Origin of the sequence: Gemmiger gallinarum, from assembly GCF_014982805.1 — a bacterium.
Classification (GTDB): Bacteria; Bacillota; Clostridia; order Oscillospirales; family Ruminococcaceae; genus Gemmiger; species Gemmiger gallinarum.
In genome coordinates this window covers 62,540-87,902 of record NZ_JADCKC010000001.1, presented here as the reverse complement: position 1 = coordinate 87,902, position 25,363 = coordinate 62,540, and the positions used below count along the sequence as shown (strand labels likewise).

Genomic DNA, 25,363 nt, shown 5'->3' with positions numbered 1-25,363 from the left:
TTTGCCCTGGCAATTCTTGTCATGGCAGATATGCTGTGCTATAATTGAGAGAAATCGCGCAGCAGCCTGTATTTTCAGGCTCCGGCGCGAAAAAACTTTGTGTGGCAGCCAGCCACGCGGGTAAGGAGTAAAATGATGAAAAATTCCGAAAAGACGCTCGACATGATCGTGAACCTGTGCAAAAACCGCGGGTTCATTTACCCCGGCAGCGAAATCTACGGCGGCTTGGCCAACAGCTGGGACTACGGCCCTCTGGGCGTTGAGTTCAAAAACAACGTCAAAAAGGCATGGCTGAAAAAGTTCGTGCAGGAAAGCCCCTACAACGTCGGTCTGGACGCTGCCATTCTGATGAACCCCCAGACCTGGGTCACCACCGGACATGTGGCCAGCTTTTCGGACCCGCTGCTGGACTGCCGCGCCTGCAAGAGCCGTCACCGTGCCGACAAGCTCATCGCAGACTGCGAGCAGGGCAAGGGCGTGGATGTGGATGCCATGACCTTTGACGAGATGGATGCCTTCATCGCCTCCCATGACGAGGTCGTCTGCCCCGTCTGCGGCAAGCATGACTTCACCCCCATCCGCAAGTTCAACCTGATGTTCAAGACCGCCATCGGCGTCACCGAGGACTCCTCCTCCACCTGCTATCTGCGTCCCGAGACCGCCCAGGGCATCTTCGTCAACTTTGCCAACATTCAGCGCACCACCCGCCGCAAGCTGCCTTTCGGCGTCTGCCAGGTGGGCAAGGCTTTCCGCAATGAGATCACCCCGGGTAACTTCACTTTCCGTACCCGCGAGTTCGAGCAGATGGAGTGCGAGTTCTTCTGCAAGCCGGGCACCGACCTGGAATGGTTCGCTTACTGGAAGGATTACTGCACCAACTGGCTGCTGAGCCTGGGCATCAAGCAGGAAAACCTCCGCCTGCGCGACCACGAGGCCGCCGAGCTGGCTTTCTACTCCCGCGCCACCACCGACATCGAGTACGCCTTCCCCTTCACCGACTGGGGCGAGCTGTGGGGCATTGCCGACCGCACCAACTACGATCTGGGCCGCCATCAGGAGGCTTCCGGCAAGAGCCTGGAGTACTTTGATCCCGAGACCAACGAGCACTATATCCCCTACGTCATCGAACCCTCTCTGGGCTGCGACCGCGTGGCGCTGGCCTTCCTGTGCGAGGCCTACGACGAGGAGCATCTGGTGGACAGCAAGGGCAAGGAAGATATCCGCACCGTGCTGCATCTCCATCCCTTCCTGGCGCCCTTCAAGTGCGCCGTGCTGCCCCTGTCCAAGAAGCTGTCCGGCAAGGCCATGGAGATCCGCAACGAGCTGGCCAAGGACTTTATGGTGGACTTTGACGACGCCGGTTCCATCGGCAAGCGCTACCGCCGTCAGGATGAGATCGGCACCCCGCTGTGCGTGACCGTGGACTTCCAGACCGTGGGCGACGACAAGACTCCCGCCGACAACTGCGTCACCATCCGTGACCGCGATACCATGGAGCAGATCCGTCTGCCCATCTCCGAGCTGAAGGATTACATCGCCAAGAAAGTGGCGTTCTGATCCGGCAGCATCTGCCCGTAATCTCCAAAGAGACCAAAAGGGACACCGTCCGATTATGGACGGTGTCCCTTTTTCTGTTTCTCTGCGGCAGGAGATTTATTCGGCGACCTGCTCCCGCAGGCGTTCCGCCGACGGGATCAGGATGCGCCGCCCCTGAAGTTCGATCAGACCTTCCCTGCGCAGTTCCGTGACGATGCGGTTGACGCTGTTGCGGGTGGAAATGCCGCAGAAGCCTGCGATGTCCTCGTACGATACCACAAAATCGATCAGGATACCGCCAGGCACCGTACAGCCAAACTGCTTTGCCATATTGAGCAAAAAGCCGCAGACTACACCTTTTTTGCCGTTCATGGCCAGAAGCTGCTGACTCTGGATGCTCTCCGACCAGCGGCAGCGGTAGTATTCCTTGACGTATTGCTGCAGCCCCACATCCCGATTGATGTCGTTCCAAAGTTCAACACGAGGGACCTTATAAAAAGAAGCCAGTTCGCTCTCCACCCGGATATTGAAGGGCGCACTGGTGAACGCTGAGACCTCATCCCGCAGCAATGAGATCAGGGACGGCCCCTTGAGATAGGCAATATTGAATTCCTTGCCGTTTTTCAGGATGATGCTGGTCTTGACTACGCCATGGGCCAGTACATAAGTAAACGGCTGGTCCAGCCCGCAGTAGGCCAGATACGTATGACGGGGCCGTTCTTCCGGTGTATAGCCTAAAGCCTTGAGCCGGTTGAGCAAATAGGTATCGCCTTCCATCTAAATCATCCTTCCTTTTCCGCCAAGTGTAACAAATGATACCATCTTTTGAGGTGGTTTGTCCAGACTTGCTGTGCTACACTGCTAAGGCCGTTTGAAAAGGCCAGTACAAACAAAGGAAGTGTACGTTCCATGAAAGAAATCCGCCTGCCTTACGACACCGGTGCCCAGACCCTTCACATCGATGAAAAGAATCTGGCCGGCATTCTGGTTTCCCGTCAGGCTGACTATCGTGCCGGGAAGAGCGAAGCCGAACTGGTGGAGGATTCCCTCGATCACCCCATCGGGTCCCCCCGTCTGGAAGATCTCGCCAAAGGCAAGAAAAACATTGTCATCATCAGTTCCGATCACACCCGCCCCGTGCCGTCGGCCATCATCATGCCCATTCTGCTGCGCCGTCTGCGCAGCGCCGCCCCCGACGCCCGCATCCGCATCCTGGTGGCAACCGGCTTCCACCGCGCTTCTACCCATGAGGAGCTCGTGGCCAAGTACGGCGAGGACATCGTCAACAATGTGGAGATCGTCATGCACGACGCCCGCAAATCCCCCATGGTCAACGTGGGCACCCTGCCCAGCGGCGGCAACTGCCTGATCAACATGGTCGCGGCCAGCGCCGACCTGCTGCTGGCCGAGGGCTTTATTGAGGCGCATTTCTTCGCCGGTTTCTCGGGCGGACGCAAGGCGGTGCTGCCCGGCATCGCCAGCTACAAGACCATCCAGGCCAACCACTGCGGCGAGTTCATCTCCTCGCCCGAATGCCGCACCGGCAACCTGTCTCTCAACCCCATCCACGCCGACATGGTCTTTGCTGCCCGCGCCGCACGGCTGGCCTTCATCGTCAACGTGGTCCTCAATGAAGACAAAAAGATCATCGCCTCCTTTGCCGGCGATACCGAGGACGCCCACCTGCAGGGCTGCAACTTTGTCAGCGACCTGGCCCATGTGAGCAAGATTCCCTGCGACATTGCCGTCTCCACCAACGGCGGGTATCCCCTGGACCAGAACGTTTATCAGGCCGTCAAGGGCATGACCGCTGCCGAGGCGACCGTCCGGGAAGGCGGCGTCATCATCATGGTGGCCGGCTGCCGCGACGGCCACGGCGGACAGGCCTTCTACGAAAACATCGCCAAGGCAGAGTCCCCCGAAGCCTTCCTGCGGCAGGCCATGTCCACCCCGCGTCTGGAGACGGTGCCGGAACAGTGGACCAGCCAGATTCTGGCTCGGATTCTGGTCAAGTACCACGTGATCCTGGTGTCCGACCTGCTGGACCCTGACATTGCCGCACATCTGCACATGGAGCTTGTTCCCACGGTGGATGAGGCTCTCGCCCGTGCCTATGCCCGCATGGGCAGCGACGCCCGTGTTGCGGTCATTCCCGACGGCCTGTCCGTCATCGTGCGCTGAACCAGCGGGAGGAGGAACCTATGCTTCATAATGTTCTGGCCGAATTTCTCGGCACCGGTCTGATGATCGTCTTCGGTGTGGGCGTCCACTGCGACGAGGTGCTGAAAAGCAGCAAATACCGCGGCTCCGGTCATCTGTTCGCCATCACTACCTGGGGCTTCGGCATTTCGGTAGTACTGATGATCTTCGGCGGCGTCTGCCTGAATCCCGCCATGGCTCTTGCCCAGGCGATTCTGGGCATGATCCCCTGGTCCTGCTTTCTCCCCTATGCATTTGCCGAGATGGCCGGTGCCTTTGTGGGAGCGCTGATCTGCTACGTCATGTATGCCGACCAGTTCAAGGCCAGTGAAAAGGAAGTCGATCCCATCGCCGTGCGCAACATCTTCTCCACCAACCCGCCCATCCGCGATCTGCCCCGCAATTACTTTGTGGAGGCTTTCGCCACCACCGTCTTTCTGAGCGCTATTCTGGCCATCGCCAAAAATTATGAGAGCTGGCTGCCCCTCGGTGTGGGCATTCTCGTCTGGGCCGTGGGCATGGGCTTTGGCGGCACCACCGGATTTGCCATGAACCAGGCTCGCGACCTGGGACCCCGGCTGGCCTATCAGCTCCTGCCCATCGGCAACAAGGCCGACAACGACTGGAAATACGGCCTGCTGGTGCCCGGCACCGCCCCCTTTGTGGGCGCCGTCTGTGCCGCCTTGTTCTGCCGTTATTTCCTGGGCATGTAATCTTGACATCATCTCCCCTTTTGCACCATGAGGCGCCTCCGCATTGAGCGGAGACGCCTCATGTTCTATGTTTCCCTTTTTCTCAGTAAAAAATCCGGTCGGTATAGGTATTGCGGGCACTGAAAAATACCAGTACGCAGGCAAGTACCGCGCCGACCAGCGGCATGGGCTGCAGCGAGCCGTCAGACAGAGCCCGGACAAACATTTTGAGCAGTTCCGGTACCGGCAGCAGGGCAATCCCACAGGCAATCCCCATAAGGATGCGGTAAGGCAGCAAACGCCGTCTTTCGGGGTCCAGAATCAGCCTGGCAACGCCCGAAAACAGCAACACTCCGCCGCCGTAAAGAACCAGCAGCATCCCGAATATCTGAGCCGCCAGCCCGGCCAGACCGCCCAGGCCCGCCCCGGCAAGACCGATCAGCATGGCGTAGCCTTCCACATCGCCTACCGGCTGTCCGCCCGTATCCACAGCTTCATTTGCCATGGCACCGGCCGTTTCCAGCAGACCTGCACCGCTTATCAGAAGCAGGACCCCGATCACCGCAAGCAGCGCTGCCGGGATGCCCATGAGAAGCATGGTATGATTCGCATATTTCATTTGAGAGTCCTTCTTTGTTTTCTTCTTATGGACAGTATACCGGAAGGCCGCTGCGGGTGCAAGTTTTTCCAGCACTCTGCGGCCGGGTTGGGGTATCACTTTTCTTTTGGCTGGGTATCGTGTATACTGGAACCATTCAAACTATCAAACGCCCCGTCCAACGACGGGTGCAAAGGAGCAAGAAAAAATGGATCAGAAACTTTTGCAGCTGTATGCAGACTTTATCGTCAAGGTGGGCGTCAATGTGCGTCCCCGTCAGAACTTCATCGTCCGCTGCCCAGTGACCATGCCGGAGTTTGCCCATGCCTGCGCCAAGGCAGGCTATGAGGCGGGCGCCAAGCGGGTCATCGTGCGCTGGGAGGACGAGCGCCTTTCCCGCATCGACATGGAACTGGCCGCAGAGGAAGACCTGAAGGCAATGAAGCCCTACGAACTGCGCAGCTATCTGGATTATGCCGAGGACCCGGACGGCTGCTGCACCCTGGCCATCCACGCCGCCGACCCCGAGGCCTACGCGGGTCTGGATGCCGGCAAGCTCAATCGCGTCAATCTGGCCCGCCGCACCGTTCTCAAGCCCTGGCAGGAATACACCATGAACGACCGCGTCCAGTGGTGTGTGGCCGCCGTACCTGCCCCGGGCTGGGCCGCCAAGGTCTTCCCCGACCTGCCTCAGGACGAGGCCATGGAAAAGCTGTGGGCGCTCATCTTTGATGTCTGCCGTGTGACCGGCGGTGATCCTGTCAGCGAGTGGAAGGAGCATGTGGCCAAAACCAAGGCCCGCCGCGATCAGCTCAACGCCTGGCAGCTGGACAGCGTCCATATGACCAGCTCCAACGGCACCGACCTGACCGTGGGCCTGGCGGAGGACGCCACCTGGGAGGGGGCTTCCAGCGTGGCGGAAAACGGTGTGGAATTCATTGCCAACGTTCCCACCGAGGAAGTCTTTACCGCGCCCCATCGTGACCGGGTCAACGGCGTGGTTTACGGCACACGCCCCTACGCTTACAACGGCCAGCTGATCGAGGGATGGCATGTGACTTTCCAGGACGGCAAGGTCATTGAGCACGGCGCCGAAAAGAACGCCGAACTGCTGGGCGAGCTGCTCTCCACCGACGAAAACGCCAACCGCATCGGTGAGCTGGCTCTGGTGCCCGCCTCCAGCCCCATCCGCCGCAGCGGCGTGCTGTTCTACAACACCCTGTTTGACGAAAACGCCGCCTGCCACATTGCCTTCGGCGCCGGATACCCCACCAACATCGTGGGCGGCCGCGACATGACCCGTGAGCAGCTGATGGAGAAAGGCCTGAACGATTCCGCCATCCACGAGGATGTGATGGTGGGCGCTGTGGACAGCCACATCACCGGCCTGCGCAAGAACGGTGAGACCGTGGAGATTTTCCGGGACGGCGAATGGGCCTTCTGACAGGCTGCTTCCCCGGCTGCAGTTTCCGAATTAGTGATAAGTGATATAAGATAAAAAATCCCGCCTGAGTTCCGGGCTGTTCTGTACGGACAGAACCGGAATATCAGGCGGGATTTTTGATTTTGTTTTCCCCTTAACGGACTGCCGGTAGAAAGGCCGTGCGGCACATCAAAAACCTCTGCCGGGCAACGAGCCGTTCCGGCTCCGGTTCAGCGATTGCCCATCCCTTGCTACACCGGATAAGAGCTGATCTGTAAGGCCGGATAAGATGCCGAACAGAAAGAAGCCAAGGGGAAAGCCCCGGACACGACAAAACCCCTGCCGCAATGCGGCAGGGGTTTGTGGCGGAAAGAAAGGGATTCGAACCCTTGAGGGCTTTAGGGGCCCTACACGATTTCCAGTCGTGCGCCTTAGACCAGCTCAGCCATCTTTCCAAATCAGTTTGGCGTTACCGTCAAACTGCGTATTGTATTATAGCAAGACTGAGCCATACTGTCAAGGGCTTTTTTGAAAAAATCCGCATTTTTTGAAGTTTTCAAAAGAATCGATGTTACAGCGTTATTACAGGCCAGCCCAGCAGTCGGGCTGCCTCATGGTCGTGGGTGACCAGCAGAGTGTCGCGCCCCGCCGCCAGGCGCACCACCGTACCGGCAGCCGTCCCCACCAGGGCATCGTCCATACCGGTGAAGGGCTCATCCAGCAGCAGGATTTCCGTATTCCGGCAGAGCAGTGCCCGCAGCAAGGCGGCACGGCGCTTCTGCCCGCCCGACAGCCTGCTGACCGACTGTTTCAAATCGGCATGGGAAAACCCGAGAGCTCGAAGCTCCCCTTCCGCCTCCCCTGCTGTCACTCCCCGGCCGGTCAGGCAGATATTCCCCGCCGCTGTGAGCTGCGGGCAGAGGCGGTCCTCCTGAAAGACGGCGGCAAGTCCCCGCCCCGAGAGCCCTTCCACACGGCCGGAATCCGGCTGTTCCAATCCCATGAGGATGCGCAGCAGGGTGGTCTTGCCCCGGCCGGACGGCCCCATCAGAACCACGGGGCCTTCGATATTCAGGCTGAGGTGTTCCAGCACTTTCTTTTCTCCGAATGCCTTGCAGAGATCGGTGATGCGGATCATTCGGTCACCTCCCCGCAAAGACGTTCCTTGAGACGGCGCAAAAGCCATGCCGCCACCGCCGACAAAAAGGTGGACAGCAGAACAATGACCAGCGTCCAGGCAAAAACATCCGATGTGGTCAGCGTGATTTTGGCGCGGTAAAGGGCATCCCCCACCGAGTGGTCGGGCAGGCCGATGACCTCCGCCGAGACACCGCTCTTCCAGCACATGCCCATGGCTGCGGCACAGCTTTCGCTGAAAGAGGGAAACACCCCCGGCAGCCAGATATACCGCAGCCGGCGAAGCAGCGGCAAACGGTAGACCTTCGCCATCTCCAGAAGCCGGCGGTCGGTATCGGCAATCCCGCCTGCCACCCCGGCATACACCACCGGCAGCACGTGGGTAAAGCTTACCACAATGGACAAATTGGCGCTGCGGACCCAAAGCAGAGCCAGAATGACAAAGCTTGCCACCGGCATAGCCCGAATGATCTGCATCAGCGGAGAGAACAAGATTCGCACAGTTTGCCATCTGGCCCCCGCCGCAGCCAGTGCCGTGCCGCAGACAACAGCCAGTACAAAGCCCGCCAGAATGCGCAGCGAGCTGAAGGCAATACGGTACCAGAACTCCACTGTGGGCAGCAGGCGCACCAAAGCCTGAAGGGTCCCCACCGGTGTGGTCAGGAACAGTCCGCCGTGCCCCAACGCCATGGCTGCCAGCTGCCAGACGATCACCCAAAACGCCAAGGCGCCTGCCTTTTGCAGCAGGCGCCTCCGACGTAAAGCCTCAGGCTTCAGCATTGTAATAGAAGGCATCGTCCGGCATGGCGCCGCCCACGCTGGACGGATCGGCGTCATACAGAACCTGGAAGTAGTTGGTCAGGTCGGTCTTCATCTCGCTGCCGGTCTCAAACACAATGTTGCACTCGGGCAGAGCCTTCTGGGCCAGGGCCGCCTTGGCCACGATGCCATACTCCTCACACAGAGCGGCAGTGCCTTCCAGATCGGTGTTGGCGGCCTCAACGCTGGCGGCATAGCCATCCATGAAGGCGCTGAATGCCTCCGGGTCGCGCTCAATGGCATCCTTGCGGACCACCAGAACGCCGGTAACCAGCTTGCTGCCGGCAACGGCTTCCCACTCGGTATTCATGTCCAGCGCAACGCGCAGGCCATCCACCTGGGACAGGGCACTGGTAACGAAAGGCTGGGGCAGCATGGCAATGGTGCCACGGCCTGCCTGCAGCTGAGACAGAGCCTCGGTGGCCTCATTGAAGTACTCGATGGTCACATCGGTATCCGGGTTGAGGCCGTTCTGCTCCAGCACATAGCGCAGCACGTACTCCGGTGTGGTGCCCTTGCCGGTGGTCAGGATGGTCTGGCCTTTCAGGTCGGCCACCGACTGCACGGTGTCGCCCTGTTCCAGGATGTACAGCACGCCCAGCGTATTGATGCAGGCCACCTGCACCTGGCCCTCAGTGCGCTGGTAGAGAGTTGCCGCCAGGTTTGCGGGTACAGCGGCAGCATCAATGTCCCCCTTGACCAGCAGGGGCACGATCTCATCGGCAGCGCCGTACATGGTGAAGTCATACTCGCCGGTGCCCTCGCTGTCCGAAATCAGGTTGCACAGGCCCATGGTGGTGGGTCCTTTCAAACCGGCCACACGCAGGGATGCTGCCGAAGCAGTCTCCGGGCTTTCTTCCGCCGGGGCCGGGCTCTCAACAGGTGCAGCTTCCGCCGTGGCGGCAGTGCTGCTGCTCTGGGAAGAAGTATCGGTGGTATTGCACGCAGCCAGCGCAACGCACATGACCAGCGCCGTGAAACCGGATGCCAAACGTTTGAGTATCATTTCTAAAACTCCTCCTTTTGTACTGCGGCAGCCACAGGGTCACCGCCGCCCCGGATGTTCCGGGTCCACCGCAAAACGCGGCGGCAGGGCGGCAAACTGCCGCCCTGCTTGAATTCACATCGTTACTATACTATAATGAAAACAAAATTTCCGTTGCCAGCGCAACATGGCGTCGGCCCGGGAGGAGGTTTTGCCTTGGATCTGCGGCCTTATTACGACACGCTGCGCGCCACATCCCTGCTGCAGAACATGCGCGACGATGAGCTTGACAGTATGATGCAGTGTTTCCGCCCGCGGGTGCGCCGATACCAGAAGGGAGAATTTTTGCTTCTGGCCGGCTACGAAAATCACGAGGTGGGCATTGTGCTGGAAGGCTCCATCACCGCCTTCAAAAACACACCTGACGGCGCCAGCGTGGCCATCACACACATGGGGCCTTCGGGACTGTTCGGGGATGTGCTGTCCGGGTCCAGCCTGCGCAGCCCCGTCAGCGTAATGGCGGAGACCGACTGTCTGGCAGCCTATCTGCCCTATCAGAAAATCATCCATCCCTGCGCCAGCCTGCATGAATCCCATTACCAGCTGCTGCAAAATCTGGTCACCACCATCAGCAACAAATATTTTGCTCTGGACCGCCGGGTGGAGCTTTTGATCTGCAAGAGCCTGCGGGCCCGCATCTGCATCTGGCTGCTGGATGAGGCGGAGCGTGCAGGCAGCAATACCTTCTCCGTCTCTCTGACCCGTGCGGGGTTGGCGGAATATCTCAACTGCGACCGAAGTGCCCTGAGCCGAGAGCTGGGCCGTATGCAGCAGGAAGGCCTGCTGGAAACCTATCGCGGCAGCTTCAAAATTCTGGACACCAACCGCCTGCGGGCACAATATCAGGAAGGAAAGGTCAGCCATCAATGAAACACCCCAGCCAACCGGTTTTGTATATCGTCATCCCCTGCTACAACGAGCAGGAAGTCCTGCCCATCACCGCGCCGCTGTTTCTGCAGAAAATCGAGCAGCTGGCCGCGGCAGGCAGTATCAGCCCTGACAGCCGCATCCTGTTTGTCAACGACGGCTCCAGGGACAAAACCTGGGAGATCATCTGCAATCTTGCCAAAAGCGACCCGCACTATCTGGGCATCAGTCAAAGCCGCAACCGGGGACATCAGAATGCTGTGCTGGCCGGCCTGATGGAGGCACGCTGCCGCTGCGACATCACCATCTCCATCGACTGCGACGGCCAGGACGACATCAACGCCATGGACAAGATGGTGGAGGCTTATCACGATGGCTGCGAGGTCGTCTACGGCGTACGCAGCAGCCGCGCCACCGATACCTTCTTCAAGCGATTCACCGCCGAGAGCTTTTACAAGCTGCTCAATGGCATGGGAGCCGAGGTGGTCTTCAACCATGCCGACTACCGCCTGATGAGCGCCCGGGTGCTGAAAGAGTTCGCCAACTTCAAGGAAGTTAACCTGTTTTTGCGGGGCATGGTTCCGCTGGTCGGCTTCAAGAGCACCAGCGTTGCCTACGAACGTCACGAGCGTCTGGCCGGGGAAAGTCACTATCCCCTGTCCAAAATGCTGGCCCTGGCCTTTGACGGCATTACCAGCCTGTCGGTCAAGCCCATCCGCCTGATCACCGGCTTCGGCGTTTTAGTGGCACTTATCAGCTTTATCGGGGTGATCTGGGCTGTGGTGCAGGCTGTTCTGGGACACACCGTTTCGGGCTGGGCCAGCACGACCAGCATCATCTGCTTTGTGTCCGGCGTTCAGCTCATCTGCCTGGGCGTCATCGGGGAGTATATCGGAAAGATCTATATGGAAACCAAGGCCCGGCCGCGCTACATTATCAGCGAGCGGACCTGGGACGAGGAGGAATAAACATGGCACGTCAGGTATGGAAGGGTTCCACCCTGCTTAACCCGGAGCCGCCGGTTCTGGTCAGCTGCGGACCTGCGGATCACCCCAACCTCATCACGGTGGGCTGGTGCGGTACCATCTGCACTCAGCCGCCCATGGTCAGCATCAGCGTGCGGCCGGAACGGTACAGCCACAGCCTCATCTGTGACAGCGGCGAGTTCGTCATCAACCTGCCCACCGAAAGTCTCACCCGCGCGGTGGACTGGTGCGGCGTCAAAAGCGGCCGGGATGTGGACAAGTTCCGGGAGATGAAACTTTCCGCCCTGCCTGCCGCTCAGGTCGGCACCGTGCTGCTGGAACAAAGCCCCGTCAATCTGGAGTGCAAGGTGACCCAGCGCATTCCTCTGGGCAGCCACGATCTTTTTCTGGCGGAGGTGGTTGCCGTGGATGTGGACGAAAGCCTTCTGGATGAAAACGGAAAGCTCTGTCTCAACCGTGCCAAGCTCATTGTTTACTCCCACGGCGACTATCTGGCACTGGGCCGCCGGCTGGGCAAGTTCGGGTACAGTGTGCGGAAAAAGCCCCGCCGCTCCGGGAAATGACTCTTCCGACATTCTGAATTTCTTGTCCGGATGGATTTTGACCGGCATTCGGATATTTCATCCGCATGAAATATAAAAAGCCCGCGTTCCTTTCCCTGTGGAAAAGAACGCGGGCATTTTTTACGGTTTCGCCGGCAATGCTCTTCTCGTCAGTTGCCTTCCTCGATTTCGGCAACCGGTACGTTGGCGTACTCATCGGGCGGGTCAAGAGGCAATTTCTGCATATATTCGTGCATGGCTTCGGCCACTTTTTTGCTGTAGGCCACCGCCTCCACCACCGTACGTGCGCCTTTGACCGCATCTCCGGAGGCAAAGACACCGGGCATGGTGGTGCGGCCCACCTCGTCCGTCACAAACAGCCCCCGCTGATTGATCTGGATCTGCTTTTCCGTGTCCGAGAGGGTGGTGCAGGGGCCCTGACTGATGGACACAATGACACTGTCCGCCGGGTAGAGCATCTCGGTACCGGGCAGCTCGGTGAGGGCGCCGTCCTCCCCTTCTTCGAGATCTCGCAGAATCACGCCGCGGTCGGTGATCTCCACCGGCTTTTTGTTGAAGAGGAACTCCACCCCTTCCAGTTTGGCATAGCTGGTCTCGTAATCGCTGGCCGCCACCTTTTTGGTAATGGAAACGCAGACCACATGGCGGGTGCCATGGCGGATGGCGGTGCGGGCCACATCCATGGCCGCATTGCCCGCGCCGATGATGACCACATGGTTGCCCAGGTGATAGACATCCGGGTTCTGCAGGTAATTGATGGCGTAATGTACATTGCCCAGGCTCTCCCCCTTGACACCAAGGGTATTGGGGCGCCAGACGCCGGTGCCAATGAAAATAGCCTTGTAACCGTCACGGAAAAGGTCCTCCAGCTTGAGGGCCTGACCAATATCGGTATTGGGACGGCCCTTGATGTCCTTGAGGCGCAGGTGGCGATATTCAAAATCATCCAGAACGCTCTTGGGCAGCCGGAATTCGGGGATGCCGTAGCGCAGCACACCGCCGATCTTGTCGTGAGCTTCAAAGATGGTGACATCATAGCCGTAGCGGGCCAGAATGACCGCGATGGTCAGTCCCGCAGGGCCGGAGCCGATGATGGCCGCCTTTTTGCCGTTGGGCTTGGCCGGGCCGCGGACCATCTGAGAGGCATAGGTGGAGGAGATGTAGTTTTCAATGACCGAGAAATGCACCGGCGAGCCTTTGATGCCACGAACGCAGTGTCCCTCACACTGGTTTTCATGGTTGCAGACCAGGCTGCACACCGTGGTCAGCGGGTTATTCTCGAACAGCATCCGCCCGGCCTCGTTGAGCTTGTTGGCCTTGAGCAGGCGAATTACTTCCGGAATGTTGGTGTGGATGGGACACCCTTCCTGGCAGCGCGGCTTTTTGCAGCCCAAACAAAGGTTCGCCTCATCCATAACGTGCAATGCCATAGACCTTCCCCTTTTCGCACAAATTTTGCAGTTTCAGGTCGCATCAATGTTGCAATCTTCTGCAAGCTTTGTCCATAACTCCTTTTTATAATACCACCGGTTTTGCCGTGTACGCAAGTCCCGCCGGCATGGTGCGCACTCTGCAAAGCGCCGAAAAATCCACAAATTCGCTGTGCAGCCTGCTCAGGGCAGCCGCTTCTTCCGACAGGCGGCTGAGCTCCGCCAGGGAGGTGGAAGCCGGCAGTGCGGCATAGCGGAGCAATCTCAGCGCACTGCGTCTGGCCCCCAGCACATGCAACCAGGGCGGCTGATCCGGGACACTCTGTGCTGTGACATTCATGGCTGCATCCAGCACCAGACGGCGCAGGCGGGCATGGGGATAGCGCCTGGTCTTGAGCAGCGTGTAGAGCTCCTCCACATCCCCCGCTTTCCGGATCGCCGTATACAGGCGGTTTTCAATGCCTTCGGACAAGCCGCGAAGCCGGGCCAGTTCCTCCGGCGTGCGGCTGCGCAGGCGGGAAAGCACCGCGATGGAGAACTTCTGTCCGTCGGAAAGTTCCCCTCTGGCAACGGCCTCCCGATACAGAAGCGCAGCTCTTGCCGGGACATACTCCTCCGCCGCAGCGGGGCCTTCCGATGCGGCCAATTCCCGCAGCTTGCTGGCAGAGGCGATTTTGCGCCCAAGAACTTCTCCCGTCTCATCGGTATTGTGGCCTGCGCCTACCCGGGGCAGCGGCAGAGGCTGCATATGGCTGCCCTGGCGCCGGATGGCCTTGCAGTATTCCACGCCGAGAATATTGTTGGGCTGTTCAAGGAATTTTCCCATACCGGGAGCCAGTTGTTCAGCGGCAGCGGCACGGGCTGCCGCAAAGGTCATGCCCTGGCCCATCAGCCCGGGCAGACGCCGGGACAGGGCGGGGCTGTCCACCAGTTCGGCGGCACGCATCAGCAGGTCCCCATCGGGAGTTTCGGCCCCAAAGGCCAGGGTATCGCAGCCCAGGGCTGTGAGCTGGGATACCCCCGCAGCGGCAAAGCCCTCCGCCCCCAGGCAGGCATAGGGCGCAGGCAGGCCCAGAACCAGATCCGCTCCCGCCGCCAGCGCAGCCTCCACCCGGACACGGCTGGGCAAAAGCGGAATGCCGCCCCGCTGGGTGGCGCCGTCGCTCATGCAGACGGCGATCTTCCCTGCACCTTTTGCCCGCAGCATACGGATCTGCTCGGCATGGCCGTTGTGGAAGGGATCGTACTCGGCAATGATGCCTGCAAACTCCATGAAAACACCTCCTGTTATGCGCAAGATATGTACTACTGTACCAATTTGCTTCTTGAAATGGCCATGGTTCCATTATATAATAAAATAGTAATGTGCAAAAGGGGGACGCCCCCGTATTAAGGAGGATTACCAAGTATGAAAGTCCTGGTTATCAACTGTGGTTCATCCAGCTTGAAGTATCAGCTCATCGACATGGACGGCGAGAAGGTCCTGTGCAAAGGTCTGTGCGAGCGCATTGGTATGGAAAGCAGCATGATCACCCATGAGGCCAACGGCGAGAAAAAGACCACGCCTGCGATTTTCCCCACCCATACCGAAGCCTTTACCGAGCTGGTCAAGAAGATGACCACCGGTGAGGGCAAGGTCATCGACAGTGTTGCCGAGATCGACGCCATCGGCCACCGTGTTGTCCACGGCGGCGAAAAGTTCAAGGAAAGCTGCCTGATCACGCCGGAAGTCGTGCAGGCTATCCGCGATCTGAGCCCTCTCGCTCCGCTGCATAACCCTGCTGCCATTCTGGGCATCGAGGCTTCCTACAAAGTCTTCGGCGAAGACAAGCCCAACGTTGCTGTGTTTGACACTGCTTTCCACAGCACCATGCCGCCCAAGGCCTACATGTACGCCATCCCCTACGAATATTATGAGAAGTACGGCGTCCGTCGCTACGGCTTCCACGGCACCAGCCACAAGTATGTCAGCCATCGTGCTGCCGAATTCCTGGAAGAGCCCATTGAGCGCCTGAAGCTTATCACCTGCCACCTGGGCAACGGCTCCTCCATCGCGGCGGTGGACCAGGGCAAGGTCGTGGATACTTCCATGGGCATGACCCCGCTGGCCGGCCTGATGATGGGCACCCGCTGCGGCGACCTGGACCCCTCCGTGGTCAACTACCTGAAGTACAACCTGGAGATCACCGGCCATCAGCTGGACGAAATCCTGAACAAGAAGTCCGGCCTGCTGGGCATCTCCGGCGTTTCCAGCGACAAGCGCGACGTGGAAGCCGCTGCCAAGGCCGGCAACCAGCGTGCACAGCTGGCCAGCGACATGCTGAACTACCAGATCAAGAAAACCATCGGCAGCTATATTGCGGCCATGGGCGGCGTTGACGCCATCTGCTTCACCGGCGGTATCGGCGAGCATGACGCCGACTCCCGCGCCAAGATCTGCCACCACATGGATTGGCTGGGCATCCGCATCGACACCGACAAGAACCGCGATGCGCACAAGCAGAGCTCCGACGTTGTCGAGATCACTGCCTGGGGCGCCCGTGTCCGCACCCTGGTCATCGAGACCAACGAGGAACTGATGATCGCCCGCGACACCCGCGATGTCATTGAAAAGCTGTAAGTCCGCTGTTCAACTCCACACGTCCCGCCGCACGGCGGGACGTGTTTTTGCATCCTATCCGGGAGGAAACCGATTTGAAACGTTTGATCATGGTAAACGGAACCATGGGCGTGGGCAAGACATCCACCTGCCGTGCGCTGCTGCCCTTGGTGGAACCCGCCGCCTTTCTGGACGGCGACTGGTGCTGGGCCATGTCCCCTTTTGTCGTGAACAATGAGACAAAAGCCCTGGTGCTGGATAACATTGCCTGTCTACTTAACCGCTTTCTGGCCTGCAGCCAGTTTGAGACGGTGATCTTTTGCTGGGTCATGCAGAGGCAGGAAATTCTGGATGAGGTGCTGCGCCGCCTGACCCTGGAAAATGTGACGGTATCCGTCTTTACCCTGACCGCCGCCGTGGACGCTCTGCGGTCCAGACTGGGCGCGGATATCTCTGCCGGAGTTCGCCAGCCGGATATTCTGGAGCGAAGCTGCGCCTATCTTCCTCTCTACAAAGAAATGAACACCATTTCTCTGGACGTGAGCGATATTTCCCCACAACAGGCCGCAGAATGGATCGCAGCGCACGCCGCCTTCTGATCTGCTGACCACAAAGACCGCAACGAAAAGCCGGGACATCCCCTTCGCCCTCCCTGTCGGGAGCTGCGCGGAGGTGGGATGCCCCGGCTTTTTTTGCCGTTATTATGTCTGTGCGGGCGGGCTAAGTTCTCACTGGCTCTGGAGCGTGTTCTGTGCCGAAAGCCCCATGGAGACCTCCAGCGCTTCGTCCACGCGGCGCATGTCGTCGGGCGGTATGCACCCCGCCTTTTCCCTTAAGCGGCGCTTATCCAGCGTGCGGATCTGCTCCGTCAGAACGATGCTGTCCTTGGAAAGTCCGCACCGGTCGGCGCGCACGCCGATATGGGTGGGCAGACGGTTTTTATCCTGGCGGGAGGTGATCGCCGCGGCAATCACCGTGGGACTGTGCCGGTTGCCGATGTCGTTCTGCACGATAAGTACCGGCCGCACCCCTCCCTGTTCCGAGCCCACCACGGGGCTGAGATCGGCGTAGAAAACTTCTCCCCTGTGTACTTCCATCATTCGGTGCCTCCCTGTACTGCAAATTTTCTTTGCTAATAGTATAAGCAGGAAGGCCCGTCTTCAATCACCTGCGGGCAAGATTTTGTCCAGCCCCTCAGCCAGGGCATCTCCCCTGCGGCAGAGCGCAGCAAACCAGCGGGTCCGCTCCAGGGGCCGAAGCAGCAGCCGGCTGCGGGCAAGATCAATCACGGTACAGGCGGCAAAGATGGCAACAATCACAAACAGCGCATATCCGGCCGAGCCGGGATGTTCCGCCGCGTGGAAAATGCCATTCCACAAAAGGCCCATGACCGCCGGGGTCTGATGGATGATGTAGACGCCCAGCGTGGCTGAAGCCACCGTATTGACGGCGCGCAGACTGCCCACCGCCAGATTTTTGAAAAAGAAAAAGAACGCCAGGGCGCACAGCAGGTTGGGCGCGGCACAGAGGGCTGTGCGGTAATATTCCAGATACTGCATGGGTTTGCCGCCGATGCCCTGCCAGAGTGCCGCCCCGCGCAGAGCCGTCAGGGCAATGGCAACAAGCAGAGCCAGCACCGGCGCCTGCCAGGTCTGCAAAGCGCGGGAGAGGCGGTTATCCGGGTAACGGCGCAGATACCCCACGAGCAGATACTCATACAGGAAGGTCCACAGCACATCCGAGAACACGCCGTCCTCAGCAAACAGGGTTGAATAGCCCACCAGCAGCGTGCCAAACAGGACGAGCATTCCCCGGAGCGACTGCCGGGATGCCGTGTGCAGCACCAGATTCAGCACAGGGCTCAACAGCAGCAGTACCACATAGGCCGCCACAAACCACAGCTGTTTGGTACTGACCGGAAAAATCGCCCAGCGAAGTGTGCCCAGCCCCACCTCGCTGCCCGGCACAAAATAGCACAGAATCGTCAGCGGAACGGTGTACAGCCAGAGACTGAGCCACAGATTGAGCACCCGCCGTGTTTTGAAGGGCTGCTCACACAAAAACCAGGCACCAATCATGACAAAGATGCTGCATCCCATGCGGGAACCTGCCCCCAGCAGGGCATACAGCAATGCATGGGGCAGTGTATCGTACACCGCCCCGCCGCTCTGCCCCGCGTAGTGGTCGGCAATGATAAACAGCATACACAGAATGCGCAGCAGCTCCAGGCCGCTCTGCCGTGCACGGGTCTTCTGCGCCGGTTGAGGCCGCTGCAAAACCGCCGTTGCCATCACACGCCTCCTGTCTGTTCCAGTACCGCAAAGGCACAGGCCAGCCCCGCCTCATGGGTCAGGGACAGATGCACCGTCACGTAGTTTTCCTCCGCCCATTTTGCAGCGCAGCCTTCCAGGACATAGCAGGGTGCGCCGGACGCCTGGCGCAGCACGCCGATCTCCGCCAGAGCAAAGCCCCCCAGCCCCACGCCGCAGGCCTTGAGGAACGCTTCCTTGGCGGCAAAGTTGGCCGCCGCCGTCTCTGCCCGGGCCTTGCCCTGGCGGGCCTGGATCAGTTCCCGCTCCCCCGGGGAAAACACCCGCTGCAAAAAGTGGTCCCTTTGCAGGCTTTTTTCCATCCGTGCCACTTCACACAGATCGGTTCCAATTCCTAAAATCAAATTATTTTCCTCCCTCACACCCGCCGGGTGCGAATCCGGTTTTTCGGCATTTTTTACATTGTACCATGCTGCCGGAGGAAAAGATACCCCGCCGCCCGGAACAGGAAGCGTTTTCCTGTCCCGGGCAGCGCAAGTGCTCCGGACCATGTTCCCACACATCCGGCACAAAACCGCCGGATCTTGTCGAGTGGGAGGACACCTGCCCGTCAGGTGACGAAAATGTGTGAAGGATTTCACACAACTTCAAAGGACTGCCCCAGAATTGTCCCAAAACTTTCACAAATGGCTCCTATAATCGCCCATAGATTGGTATCGGCAGAGATCCCCGGACAAGTGTGCCGGTACCTGTCAGATCGAGAAAAGGAGAGTGTGTGCTTTGATCGAAGTCAATCATCTGACAAAGCGCTATGGCAACCACTGCGCGGTGGACGACATCAGCTTCACCGTGGAAGACGGCTGCATTTACGGTTTGCTGGGTCCCAACGGCGCCGGTAAATCCACCACCATGAACGTGATCACCGGATATCTTTCAGCAACCAGCGGCACCGTCAAAATCGACGGCCACGATATTATGGAGGAGCCCCGGGAAGCCAAGTCCTGCATCGGCTACCTGCCGGAACAGCCCCCGCTGTACACCGACATGACGGTACGGGAATACCTGATGTTTGTGGCTGAGCTAAAGGGTGTCCGCCCCAAGGCCGCCCGCCTGGAAAGCATTGAGCGTGCCTCCGGCCGCACCGGTCTGGAAAGCATGCAGAACCGGCTGATCCGCAATCTGTCCAAAGGCTATCGGCAGCGCGTGGGCGTTGCCGCCACCCTTTTGGGCGATCCGAAGATCATCATTCTGGATGAGCCCACCGTCGGTCTGGACCCTGCCCAGATGATCGAGATCCGCTCCCTGATCCATGATCTGGGCAAAACCCACACCGTTATCCTCTCCAGCCATATCCTGAGCGAGGTCCAGGCGGTCTGCGACCAGGTTCTCATCATCGCCCACGGCAAGCTGGTGGCACAGGGCACCCCTGAGGAGCTGGCCGGGCGGCTGGCTGCCCAGGGTGTCATTGCGGCTACGGCACTGGGCGGCCGGGATGCCGTCGTGGCTGCCGCCGAAAGTGTTGACGGGCTGACCAATGTGCAGATCACCGCCGAAAAGGGCGACGAGGTCAGCTTTACCGCCTCCAGTGCCGCCGGAAGCGACCTGCGCGCCGCCCTGTCCAAGGCCTTGGCCGATGCGGGCTGCCCACTGCTGTCTCTGTCCAGCCAGACCATGAGTCTGGAGGATGTCTTCCTGCAGCTGACCGAAAACACCGATATGGCCGGGACAGAGGGTTCCGGCAAAGAAGCGCCCACGGACAGCACGGAAGATACCGCCTCCACCGCCGAAGAGGCCGTGCCGTCCTCTGCCCCGGAGAGTCCGGCAGAGGCGGAACAGCCGCAGGCCCAGGCGCCGGACGCTGATGCACCTGCCGAAGCTGCCGACACCTCCGCCGACGCCGCAGCAGACGGAAAGGAGGGCGAGTAACCGTGAAAGCGATCTTCAAGCGTGAGGTCAAAAGCTATTTTACCGGCATGATCGGCTATGTCGTCATTGCGGCCATCTTTGCTTTTATCTCTCTGTATTACACAGCCAACAACCTGGTCTATGCCTCGCCGGACTTTGCAACGGCATTGTATTCCACCTCGCTGGTCATGCTGTTTGTGCTGCCCGCCCTGTCCATGCGCAGCTTTGCCGACGAGCGGCGCAACAAAACCGATCAGCTGCTGCTCACCAGCCCTGTGGGAATCCCCTCCATCGTGCTGGGCAAATACTTTGCCCAGCTGGCCGTCTTTGCCGTGCCCGTGGCTGCTGCCTGCGTCATGCCGCTGATCCTGAGCCTCTTCGGCTCTGTATCCTTCCTCAGCTGCTATGCCGCTCTGTTCGGATACTTCCTTGTGGGCGCCGCCTGCATTGCCATCGGCACCTGCATCTCGGCCCTGACCGAAAACCAGATTATCTCCTACCTGGCCACCTTCGGTGCCCTGCTGGTCTGCTACATGATCAACAGCATTCAAACGCTCTTCACCAGCGGCAATACCATGGCCTTCATCGTTTTCTGTGTGATTCTGGCCGTGGCTGCTGTCCTTGTTGGCCTGCTGTGCAAAAACGTCACCGCGGGCAGCGCGGTCTTCTGCGTGGGTGCGGTGGTACTGGTGCTGCTGTTCAAGCTGCGCCCCGCCTGGCTTCTGACTGCCTTCAACCAGGGCCTCGACGCCCTTGCCCTGTTTGATCCCTTCATCGAGTTCGTCAGCGGCATGTTCACCCTTTCGGGCGTGATCTACTATCTCTCCGTCATCGCATTGTTCCTGTTTCTGACCGGTCAGGCGCTGGAACGCCGCCGCTGGAACTAAGGCAAAGGAGGGAACGATACACCATGAAACTGTTTCACAAGAAAAACGAACCCGCACGTCCTGCACAGACCGCAGAACAGAAGGCCGGCAGCGTGCGCGTGCTGAAAAACGGTGCCTATGCCACGGCCATCACCGTCATTGTGCTGGCGGCTGTCATTCTCATCAACCTGGTGGTGGGTGCCCTGCCCACCAAATATACCGAGCTGGATATCTCCTCCTCCGGCCTGTTCACCCTGAGCGACACCTCCAAGTCCATGCTGGCCTCTCTGGATCAGGATGTCACCGCCTATTATCTGGCAGAGACCGGCAACGAGGACTCCAACATCACCCGTCTGCTGGACCGCTATGCCGGTGAGAGCTCTCACTTTACCTGGCAGCAGCGCGACCCCGCCCTCTACCCCACCTTTGCCCAGCAGTATGATGCCCAGGATGCTTCCAGCTCCAGCGTCATCCTGGTCTGCGGCGACAAATCCACTGTTGTCGATTACTACAACATGTACGAGGCCGACTACTCCGACTACTACACCACCGGCTCCTACTCCCTCAATTTTGCAGCGGAGTCCGCCCTGACCAGCGGCATTGCCCGCGTCACCAGCGACAGCGCCTATGTGCTCTACCAGATGAGCGGCCACGGTGAGACCGAGCTGTCCTCCGACTTTACCGAAACGCTGGAAAACTCCAATGTCTCCGTTGAAAGCCTCAACCTGCTCTCGGCCGGTTCCATCCCGGAGGATGCCTCCGCCATCCTCATCAACGCGCCCCAGGTGGACTACACCAGCGACACCATTGATCTGCTGCGCAGCTATCTGCAAAACGGCGGCAAGCTGCTCATCACCACCGGTCTGGAGTACGACACCCCCAATCTGGATGCTCTGATGGCCGAGTACGGCATGACCCGTCAGTCCGGCCTGGTGATTGAAAACGACCCCAACCATTTTGCCTATCGCTACTCCTCCACCTATCTGCTGCCTGATGTGGTGTCCAACGACATCACCTCCGGCATGACCGACGGCATGATGGTCTTTACCCCCGTGGCCCAGGGCATTCTGACCGACAGCGAAAATGAGGACATTACCTACACCAATCTGCTGTCTACCAGTTCCTCTTCCTACGCCATGCAGGATTACGCCACCGCTGAAACCGCCTCTCAGGGGGCCAACGACCCCGACGGCCCCTTCTACCCCGCTGTGGCCGCAGAGAGTGAATCCACCGGTGCTCAGATCGTATGGGTCAACTGCGCCAACATCTTTGTATCCGAAATCGACCAGATGGTATCGGGCGGCAATTCCCAGTTCCTGGGCAGCATCATCAATTGGCTTAACGGGGAGGAAAATGCCGTCGTCATTGACGCCAAGAGCATGAACGCCACCTACCTGACCGTTCCTTCCACCGCGGTGACCGGCCTTGGTCTGCTGTTTGTGATCGTTGTGCCCGTTGCCTGCATTGTCATCGGCGTTGCGGTGTTTATCCTGCGCCGCCGCAGATAAGTTCTACTCAGCCAAGGAGGCACTTGCATGAATAAAAAGAAACTTCTTCCCCTCTGCATTCTGGCAGGTGTCGTGGTGGTGCTGGCCCTGCTGCTGGCTCTGCTGAGCATCTTTGGCAGCGATGCGGAGGAGGATACCGGCATCCCGCTGTTCAGCGTATCCAGCGACAGCCTCACCACCATTGCCTATCAGGACGGCGACAATGATGTGTCCCTGACCAAGGGCGATGACGGCGTGTGGACCCTGGACAGCGACACACTGCTCCCCATCGACCAGGATGTGGTGAGTGAGCTGGCGGACAACATTACCGGCATGACCGCTCTGCGGGAGCTGAGCGAGGATGCCGATGTGGGCTCCATGGGCTTCGCCACCCCCGAGATGAGCATTTCCTTAACTGCCGGTGAGGACAGCTACACCCTGACTGTGGGCGACCAGAACAGCATGACCGACTCCTACTACGCCCGCCTGAGCGAGGACGGTCCGGTGTATACCATTTCTACTTCCAACCTGTCGTCGCTGTGCAAGACTCCCAGACAGCTGTACAAGGCACAGGCCATCACCGACTTTGAGTCCAGCGACATCACGGCCCTGACACTGGAGACCGGCACCGAGACCCTCTCCTTCACCCTGGACGATGAGACCTGGACACTGGACAGCGACCCGGACTACGCTCTCGACCAGGATGATGTCAAACGGATGGTCAACACCATCTGCTCGCTGGAATCCCAGTGGAGCATCACTCAGCCGGGTGCGGACAGCGAGTACGGGCTGGATACCCCCAACGCCATTGTGACGGTCACTTCCGAGGACGGCAGCACGGTGCGCTGCGTCTTCGGCACCACATCCGCCGAGGATTCGGGCGTCGCCTACATGACGGCATCCACCGCGGACGGCGTTGTGTATGAGATCGACAGCAACCATCTCACCGCCTTTGCCCAGACAAAAGATGCCCTCAAGGCGGAGACTCCCGAGACCGCCGAGGAAGCCACCGACACCTCGGATTAACTTCTTTCCGGCCGGCAGCCGGTGTTTTTCCAGTGCTTTCCCCTGAGGAAAGCAAAGCCCCTGCACGAGAGGAACTCCTCCCGTGCAGGGGCTTTTTGCATGCTGTTTTACTGCAAACCAGACGGCGCAGCGGCCGGAATTGCATGGCATTTTCCGACCGCTGCGCCGTTTGTATGGGATTTCCGTTCCGGAGGTGCCGGGAAACGGATCAGTATTTCAGGTAGTCCAGAGTATCCTTGTATTCGGTATCCAGTGCAGACTGCTTGGGCGCCTGGGCCTTGTACTTGGCCAGCATGGCAGCGCTCTTGGCCGGGTCTGCGATGGTGCCCGCACCGGCAATGCAGCCGCCCGGGCAGGCCATGCCTTCCAACAGGTAGCCGTTATACTTGCCGGCCTTAGCCATCATCATCATCTTACGGCATTCCGCCAGGCCCTGGGCAGAAGCGACCTTGACCTCGCGGTCGGGTTCCAGCTTGTGGATGGCATTGACCACTGCCTGAGCAACGCCGCCGGACACCGCGAAACCACGGCCGTCACCGCTGGCGTCGTCGAAGGTATCGTTCTTGTCATCGGGCAGAGAGGCAAAGTCAACGCCCTTGGCCTCAAACATGCCCATCAGTTCCTCGAAGGTGAGGACAAAGTCCACCTCACTGCGGACGGTACGCCGGCTGGCCTCCAGCTTCTTGGCGGAGCAGGGACCCACAAAGCAGATACGGACATTCTTGTCCGAACGCTTGATAAGACGGGCAGTCAGCACCATGGGGGTCATGGTCATGCTGATGCAATCGGCATACTGGGGGAACAGCTTCTTTGCCATAACGCTCCAGGCCGGGCAGCAGGACGTACCCATGAAGGGATGCTTTTCCGGAACCTCTTCCATGAAGTCCTTGGCCTCGTCAATGGTGCACAGGTCGGCGCCCACGGCAACCTCAGACACACCGGCAAAGCCCAGCTGCTGCATGGCGACGCGCAGCTTGGCAGGGGTCAGGCCGGGGAACTGGTTGATGAAGGCAGGCGCAACAATGGCAATAACACGGTCGCCGCGCTTGATGGCCTGAATGAGCTGGAAGATCTGCCCCTTGTCCACAATGGCGCCGAAGGGGCAGTTGACCAGGCACATGCCGCAGGATACGCACTTGTCGTAATCGATCTCGGCACGGCCGTATTTGTCGGAATGAATGGCATCCATACCGCAGGCCTTGGCGCAGGGGCGCTCCACCTTGACGATGGCATTGTACGGGCAGGTGCTGACACAGCGGCCGCACTTGACGCACAGGCTCTGATCGATATGGCTGCGGCCGTTGCGGAAGCTGATGGCCTTTTTGGGGCAGACTTCCTGGCAGGGATGAGCAAGGCAGCCCTGGCACATGGAGGTGACCTTGATGACCTTTTCCGGGCACTTGTTGCAGGCGAACTTGATGACGTTGATCAGCGGCGGCTCATAGTACTTGTCCGCGATCATGCTATGCTCCAGATTGTCCGAAGCGGGAACACTCTCGTCCAGAGGACGCAGAGAAAGTCCCATGGCAAGACGGATACGCTCGGAGACAATGGCTCTCTCCAGGAAGATGCTGCTGCGCAGCTGGCCGACCTCGCCGGGAATGATCTTGTAGGGCAGGTCACGCATATGCTTGGCGTAATCCGCATACTCGCCGCCCTCATAGGACATGCGCGCAACTTCGGTAAACACCTTGCGGCGAATATCCGTGACAGGGGTGTAAATGCCTCTCATCTTGATAGCTCCTTACAGCATGAATTTATCGGGGACCACCGCCCGCGCCTTCCAACACGCCGGGCCGCAACGCAGTCTCCTGTTAAAATATTACCAAGAAACCATCTGTTTTACAAGGCCCTGCCCACAGAAAATTGCAAAAATTCCGGATTTTCTCCTTCACTTTTTCGCTGTAATGTGCTG

General features: G+C 59.4%; 24 protein-coding genes and 1 tRNA gene. 13 read left to right on the top strand and 12 right to left on the bottom strand.

Features of this window, described 5'->3' with window-relative positions; all coding sequences use genetic code 11:
- The first annotated feature begins 135 nt into the window (after nt 1-135).
- Nucleotides 136-1,557 carry a glycine--tRNA ligase gene (locus INF35_RS00420; protein WP_193499622.1) on the top strand — a complete coding sequence of 474 codons (1,422 nt, stop codon included), beginning with the start codon at nt 136-138 and terminating at the stop codon, nt 1,555-1,557.
- A 96-nt stretch (nt 1,558-1,653) separates the two neighbouring features.
- Here the strand turns inward: INF35_RS00420 and INF35_RS00415 are convergent, their stop codons facing one another.
- The gene (locus INF35_RS00415; protein WP_193499621.1) at nt 1,654-2,313 is read right to left on the bottom strand and encodes a Crp/Fnr family transcriptional regulator; all 660 of its coding nucleotides are present in this window, start codon (nt 2,311-2,313) and stop codon (nt 1,654-1,656) included.
- 132 nt (nt 2,314-2,445) lie between these two features.
- Here INF35_RS00415 and larA point away from each other — a divergent pair, with 132 nt between their 5' ends.
- Entirely contained in the window at nt 2,446-3,717 is a 1,272-nt protein-coding gene (gene larA, locus INF35_RS00410) for a nickel-dependent lactate racemase (protein WP_193499620.1), read from the top strand.
- Between the two features lie 20 nt (nt 3,718-3,737).
- Entirely contained in the window at nt 3,738-4,448 is a 711-nt protein-coding gene (larD, locus tag INF35_RS00405) for a D/L-lactic acid transporter LarD (RefSeq protein WP_193499619.1), read from the top strand.
- A gap of 82 nt (nt 4,449-4,530) precedes the next feature.
- On the opposite strand, the gene INF35_RS00400 is transcribed toward larD, so the two are convergent.
- Nucleotides 4,531-5,046 (bottom strand): hypothetical protein, encoded by a 516-nt coding sequence (locus INF35_RS00400; protein ID WP_193499618.1) that lies wholly within the window; start codon nt 5,044-5,046, stop codon nt 4,531-4,533.
- Nucleotides 5,047-5,233: 187 nt separating this feature from the next.
- Here INF35_RS00400 and INF35_RS00395 point away from each other — a divergent pair, with 187 nt between their 5' ends.
- Nucleotides 5,234-6,469, top strand: coding sequence for an aminopeptidase (locus INF35_RS00395; protein WP_193499617.1), 1,236 nt, complete (start codon nt 5,234-5,236; stop codon nt 6,467-6,469).
- 342 nt (nt 6,470-6,811) lie between these two features.
- On the opposite strand, the gene INF35_RS00390 is transcribed toward INF35_RS00395, so the two are convergent.
- From INF35_RS00390 to INF35_RS00375, 4 genes are all read right to left on the bottom strand, one after another.
- Nucleotides 6,812-6,903 (bottom strand) — tRNA-Ser (locus tag INF35_RS00390).
- Between the two features lie 116 nt (nt 6,904-7,019).
- Nucleotides 7,020-7,586, bottom strand: coding sequence for an ATP-binding cassette domain-containing protein (locus INF35_RS00385; RefSeq protein WP_193499616.1), 567 nt, complete (start codon nt 7,584-7,586; stop codon nt 7,020-7,022).
- Nucleotides 7,583-8,311 (bottom strand): ABC transporter permease, encoded by a 729-nt coding sequence (locus INF35_RS00380; RefSeq protein ID WP_235983066.1) that lies wholly within the window; start codon nt 8,309-8,311, stop codon nt 7,583-7,585. Before INF35_RS00380 ends, INF35_RS00385 begins: the two co-directional genes overlap by 4 nt.
- Before the next feature lie 40 nt (nt 8,312-8,351).
- On the bottom strand, nt 8,352-9,410 hold the full coding sequence (locus INF35_RS00375) for an ABC transporter substrate-binding protein (RefSeq protein ID WP_193499614.1): 1,059 nt from the start codon (nt 9,408-9,410) through the stop codon (nt 8,352-8,354).
- A 195-nt stretch (nt 9,411-9,605) separates the two neighbouring features.
- Between INF35_RS00375 and INF35_RS00370 the strand changes: the two genes are divergently transcribed.
- The 3 genes from INF35_RS00370 to INF35_RS00360 are packed head-to-tail and all read left to right on the top strand — an operon-like array spanning nt 9,606 to nt 11,865.
- A complete protein-coding gene (locus INF35_RS00370; RefSeq protein ID WP_235983065.1) occupies nt 9,606-10,319 on the top strand; it encodes a Crp/Fnr family transcriptional regulator in 714 nt (237 codons plus the stop codon).
- Nucleotides 10,316-11,284, top strand: a complete 969-nt coding sequence (locus INF35_RS00365) for a glycosyltransferase family 2 protein (protein ID WP_193499612.1) — start codon at nt 10,316-10,318, stop codon at nt 11,282-11,284. The genes INF35_RS00370 and INF35_RS00365 overlap by 4 nt, the downstream gene beginning before the upstream one ends.
- Before the next feature lie 2 nt (nt 11,285-11,286).
- Entirely contained in the window at nt 11,287-11,865 is a 579-nt protein-coding gene (locus INF35_RS00360; RefSeq protein WP_193499611.1) for a flavin reductase family protein, read from the top strand.
- A 149-nt stretch (nt 11,866-12,014) separates the two neighbouring features.
- Here INF35_RS00360 and INF35_RS00355 read toward each other — a convergent pair whose 3' ends face one another.
- Nucleotides 12,015-13,295, bottom strand: a complete 1,281-nt coding sequence (locus tag INF35_RS00355; RefSeq protein WP_193499610.1) for an NAD(P)-dependent oxidoreductase — start codon at nt 13,293-13,295, stop codon at nt 12,015-12,017.
- A gap of 85 nt (nt 13,296-13,380) precedes the next feature.
- A complete protein-coding gene (locus INF35_RS00350) occupies nt 13,381-14,568 on the bottom strand; it encodes a nucleotidyltransferase family protein (protein ID WP_193499609.1) in 1,188 nt (395 codons plus the stop codon).
- Between the two features lie 135 nt (nt 14,569-14,703).
- On the opposite strand from INF35_RS00350, the gene INF35_RS00345 reads away from it, so the two are divergent.
- Complete coding sequence (locus INF35_RS00345) at nt 14,704-15,915, top strand: acetate/propionate family kinase (protein WP_193499608.1); 1,212 nt, start codon at nt 14,704-14,706, stop codon at nt 15,913-15,915.
- 74 nt (nt 15,916-15,989) lie between these two features.
- A complete protein-coding gene (locus tag INF35_RS00340) occupies nt 15,990-16,493 on the top strand; it encodes an AAA family ATPase (protein WP_193499607.1) in 504 nt (167 codons plus the stop codon).
- Nucleotides 16,494-16,622: 129 nt separating this feature from the next.
- Here the strand turns inward: INF35_RS00340 and INF35_RS00335 are convergent, their stop codons facing one another.
- The 3 genes from INF35_RS00335 to acpS form a co-directional block, all read right to left on the bottom strand.
- Nucleotides 16,623-16,991 (bottom strand): type II toxin-antitoxin system PemK/MazF family toxin, encoded by a 369-nt coding sequence (locus INF35_RS00335; protein ID WP_193500488.1) that lies wholly within the window; start codon nt 16,989-16,991, stop codon nt 16,623-16,625.
- A gap of 63 nt (nt 16,992-17,054) precedes the next feature.
- A complete protein-coding gene (locus tag INF35_RS00330) occupies nt 17,055-18,185 on the bottom strand; it encodes an acyltransferase family protein (RefSeq protein WP_193499606.1) in 1,131 nt (376 codons plus the stop codon).
- The gene (gene acpS, locus INF35_RS00325; protein WP_193499605.1) at nt 18,185-18,568 is read right to left on the bottom strand and encodes a holo-ACP synthase; all 384 of its coding nucleotides are present in this window, start codon (nt 18,566-18,568) and stop codon (nt 18,185-18,187) included. Before acpS ends, INF35_RS00330 begins: the two co-directional genes overlap by 1 nt.
- Nucleotides 18,569-18,944: 376 nt before the next feature.
- On the opposite strand from acpS, the gene INF35_RS00320 reads away from it, so the two are divergent.
- From INF35_RS00320 to INF35_RS00305, 4 genes are read left to right on the top strand one after another with little or no spacing between them, the layout of a single operon-like run.
- Nucleotides 18,945-20,090, top strand: a complete 1,146-nt coding sequence (locus INF35_RS00320) for an ABC transporter ATP-binding protein (RefSeq protein WP_193499604.1) — start codon at nt 18,945-18,947, stop codon at nt 20,088-20,090.
- Between the two features lie 2 nt (nt 20,091-20,092).
- Nucleotides 20,093-20,956 carry an ABC transporter permease gene (locus tag INF35_RS00315; RefSeq protein ID WP_193499603.1) on the top strand — a complete coding sequence of 288 codons (864 nt, stop codon included), beginning with the start codon at nt 20,093-20,095 and terminating at the stop codon, nt 20,954-20,956.
- Nucleotides 20,957-20,979: 23 nt separating this feature from the next.
- On the top strand, nt 20,980-22,443 hold the full coding sequence (locus INF35_RS00310; protein WP_193499602.1) for a GldG family protein: 1,464 nt from the start codon (nt 20,980-20,982) through the stop codon (nt 22,441-22,443).
- A gap of 27 nt (nt 22,444-22,470) precedes the next feature.
- The gene (locus tag INF35_RS00305; RefSeq protein WP_193499601.1) at nt 22,471-23,448 is read left to right on the top strand and encodes a DUF4340 domain-containing protein; all 978 of its coding nucleotides are present in this window, start codon (nt 22,471-22,473) and stop codon (nt 23,446-23,448) included.
- Between the two features lie 208 nt (nt 23,449-23,656).
- Here the strand turns inward: INF35_RS00305 and INF35_RS00300 are convergent, their stop codons facing one another.
- Nucleotides 23,657-25,180, bottom strand: coding sequence for a 4Fe-4S dicluster domain-containing protein (locus INF35_RS00300; RefSeq protein ID WP_193499600.1), 1,524 nt, complete (start codon nt 25,178-25,180; stop codon nt 23,657-23,659).
- Between the last annotated feature and the right edge of the window lie 183 nt (nt 25,181-25,363).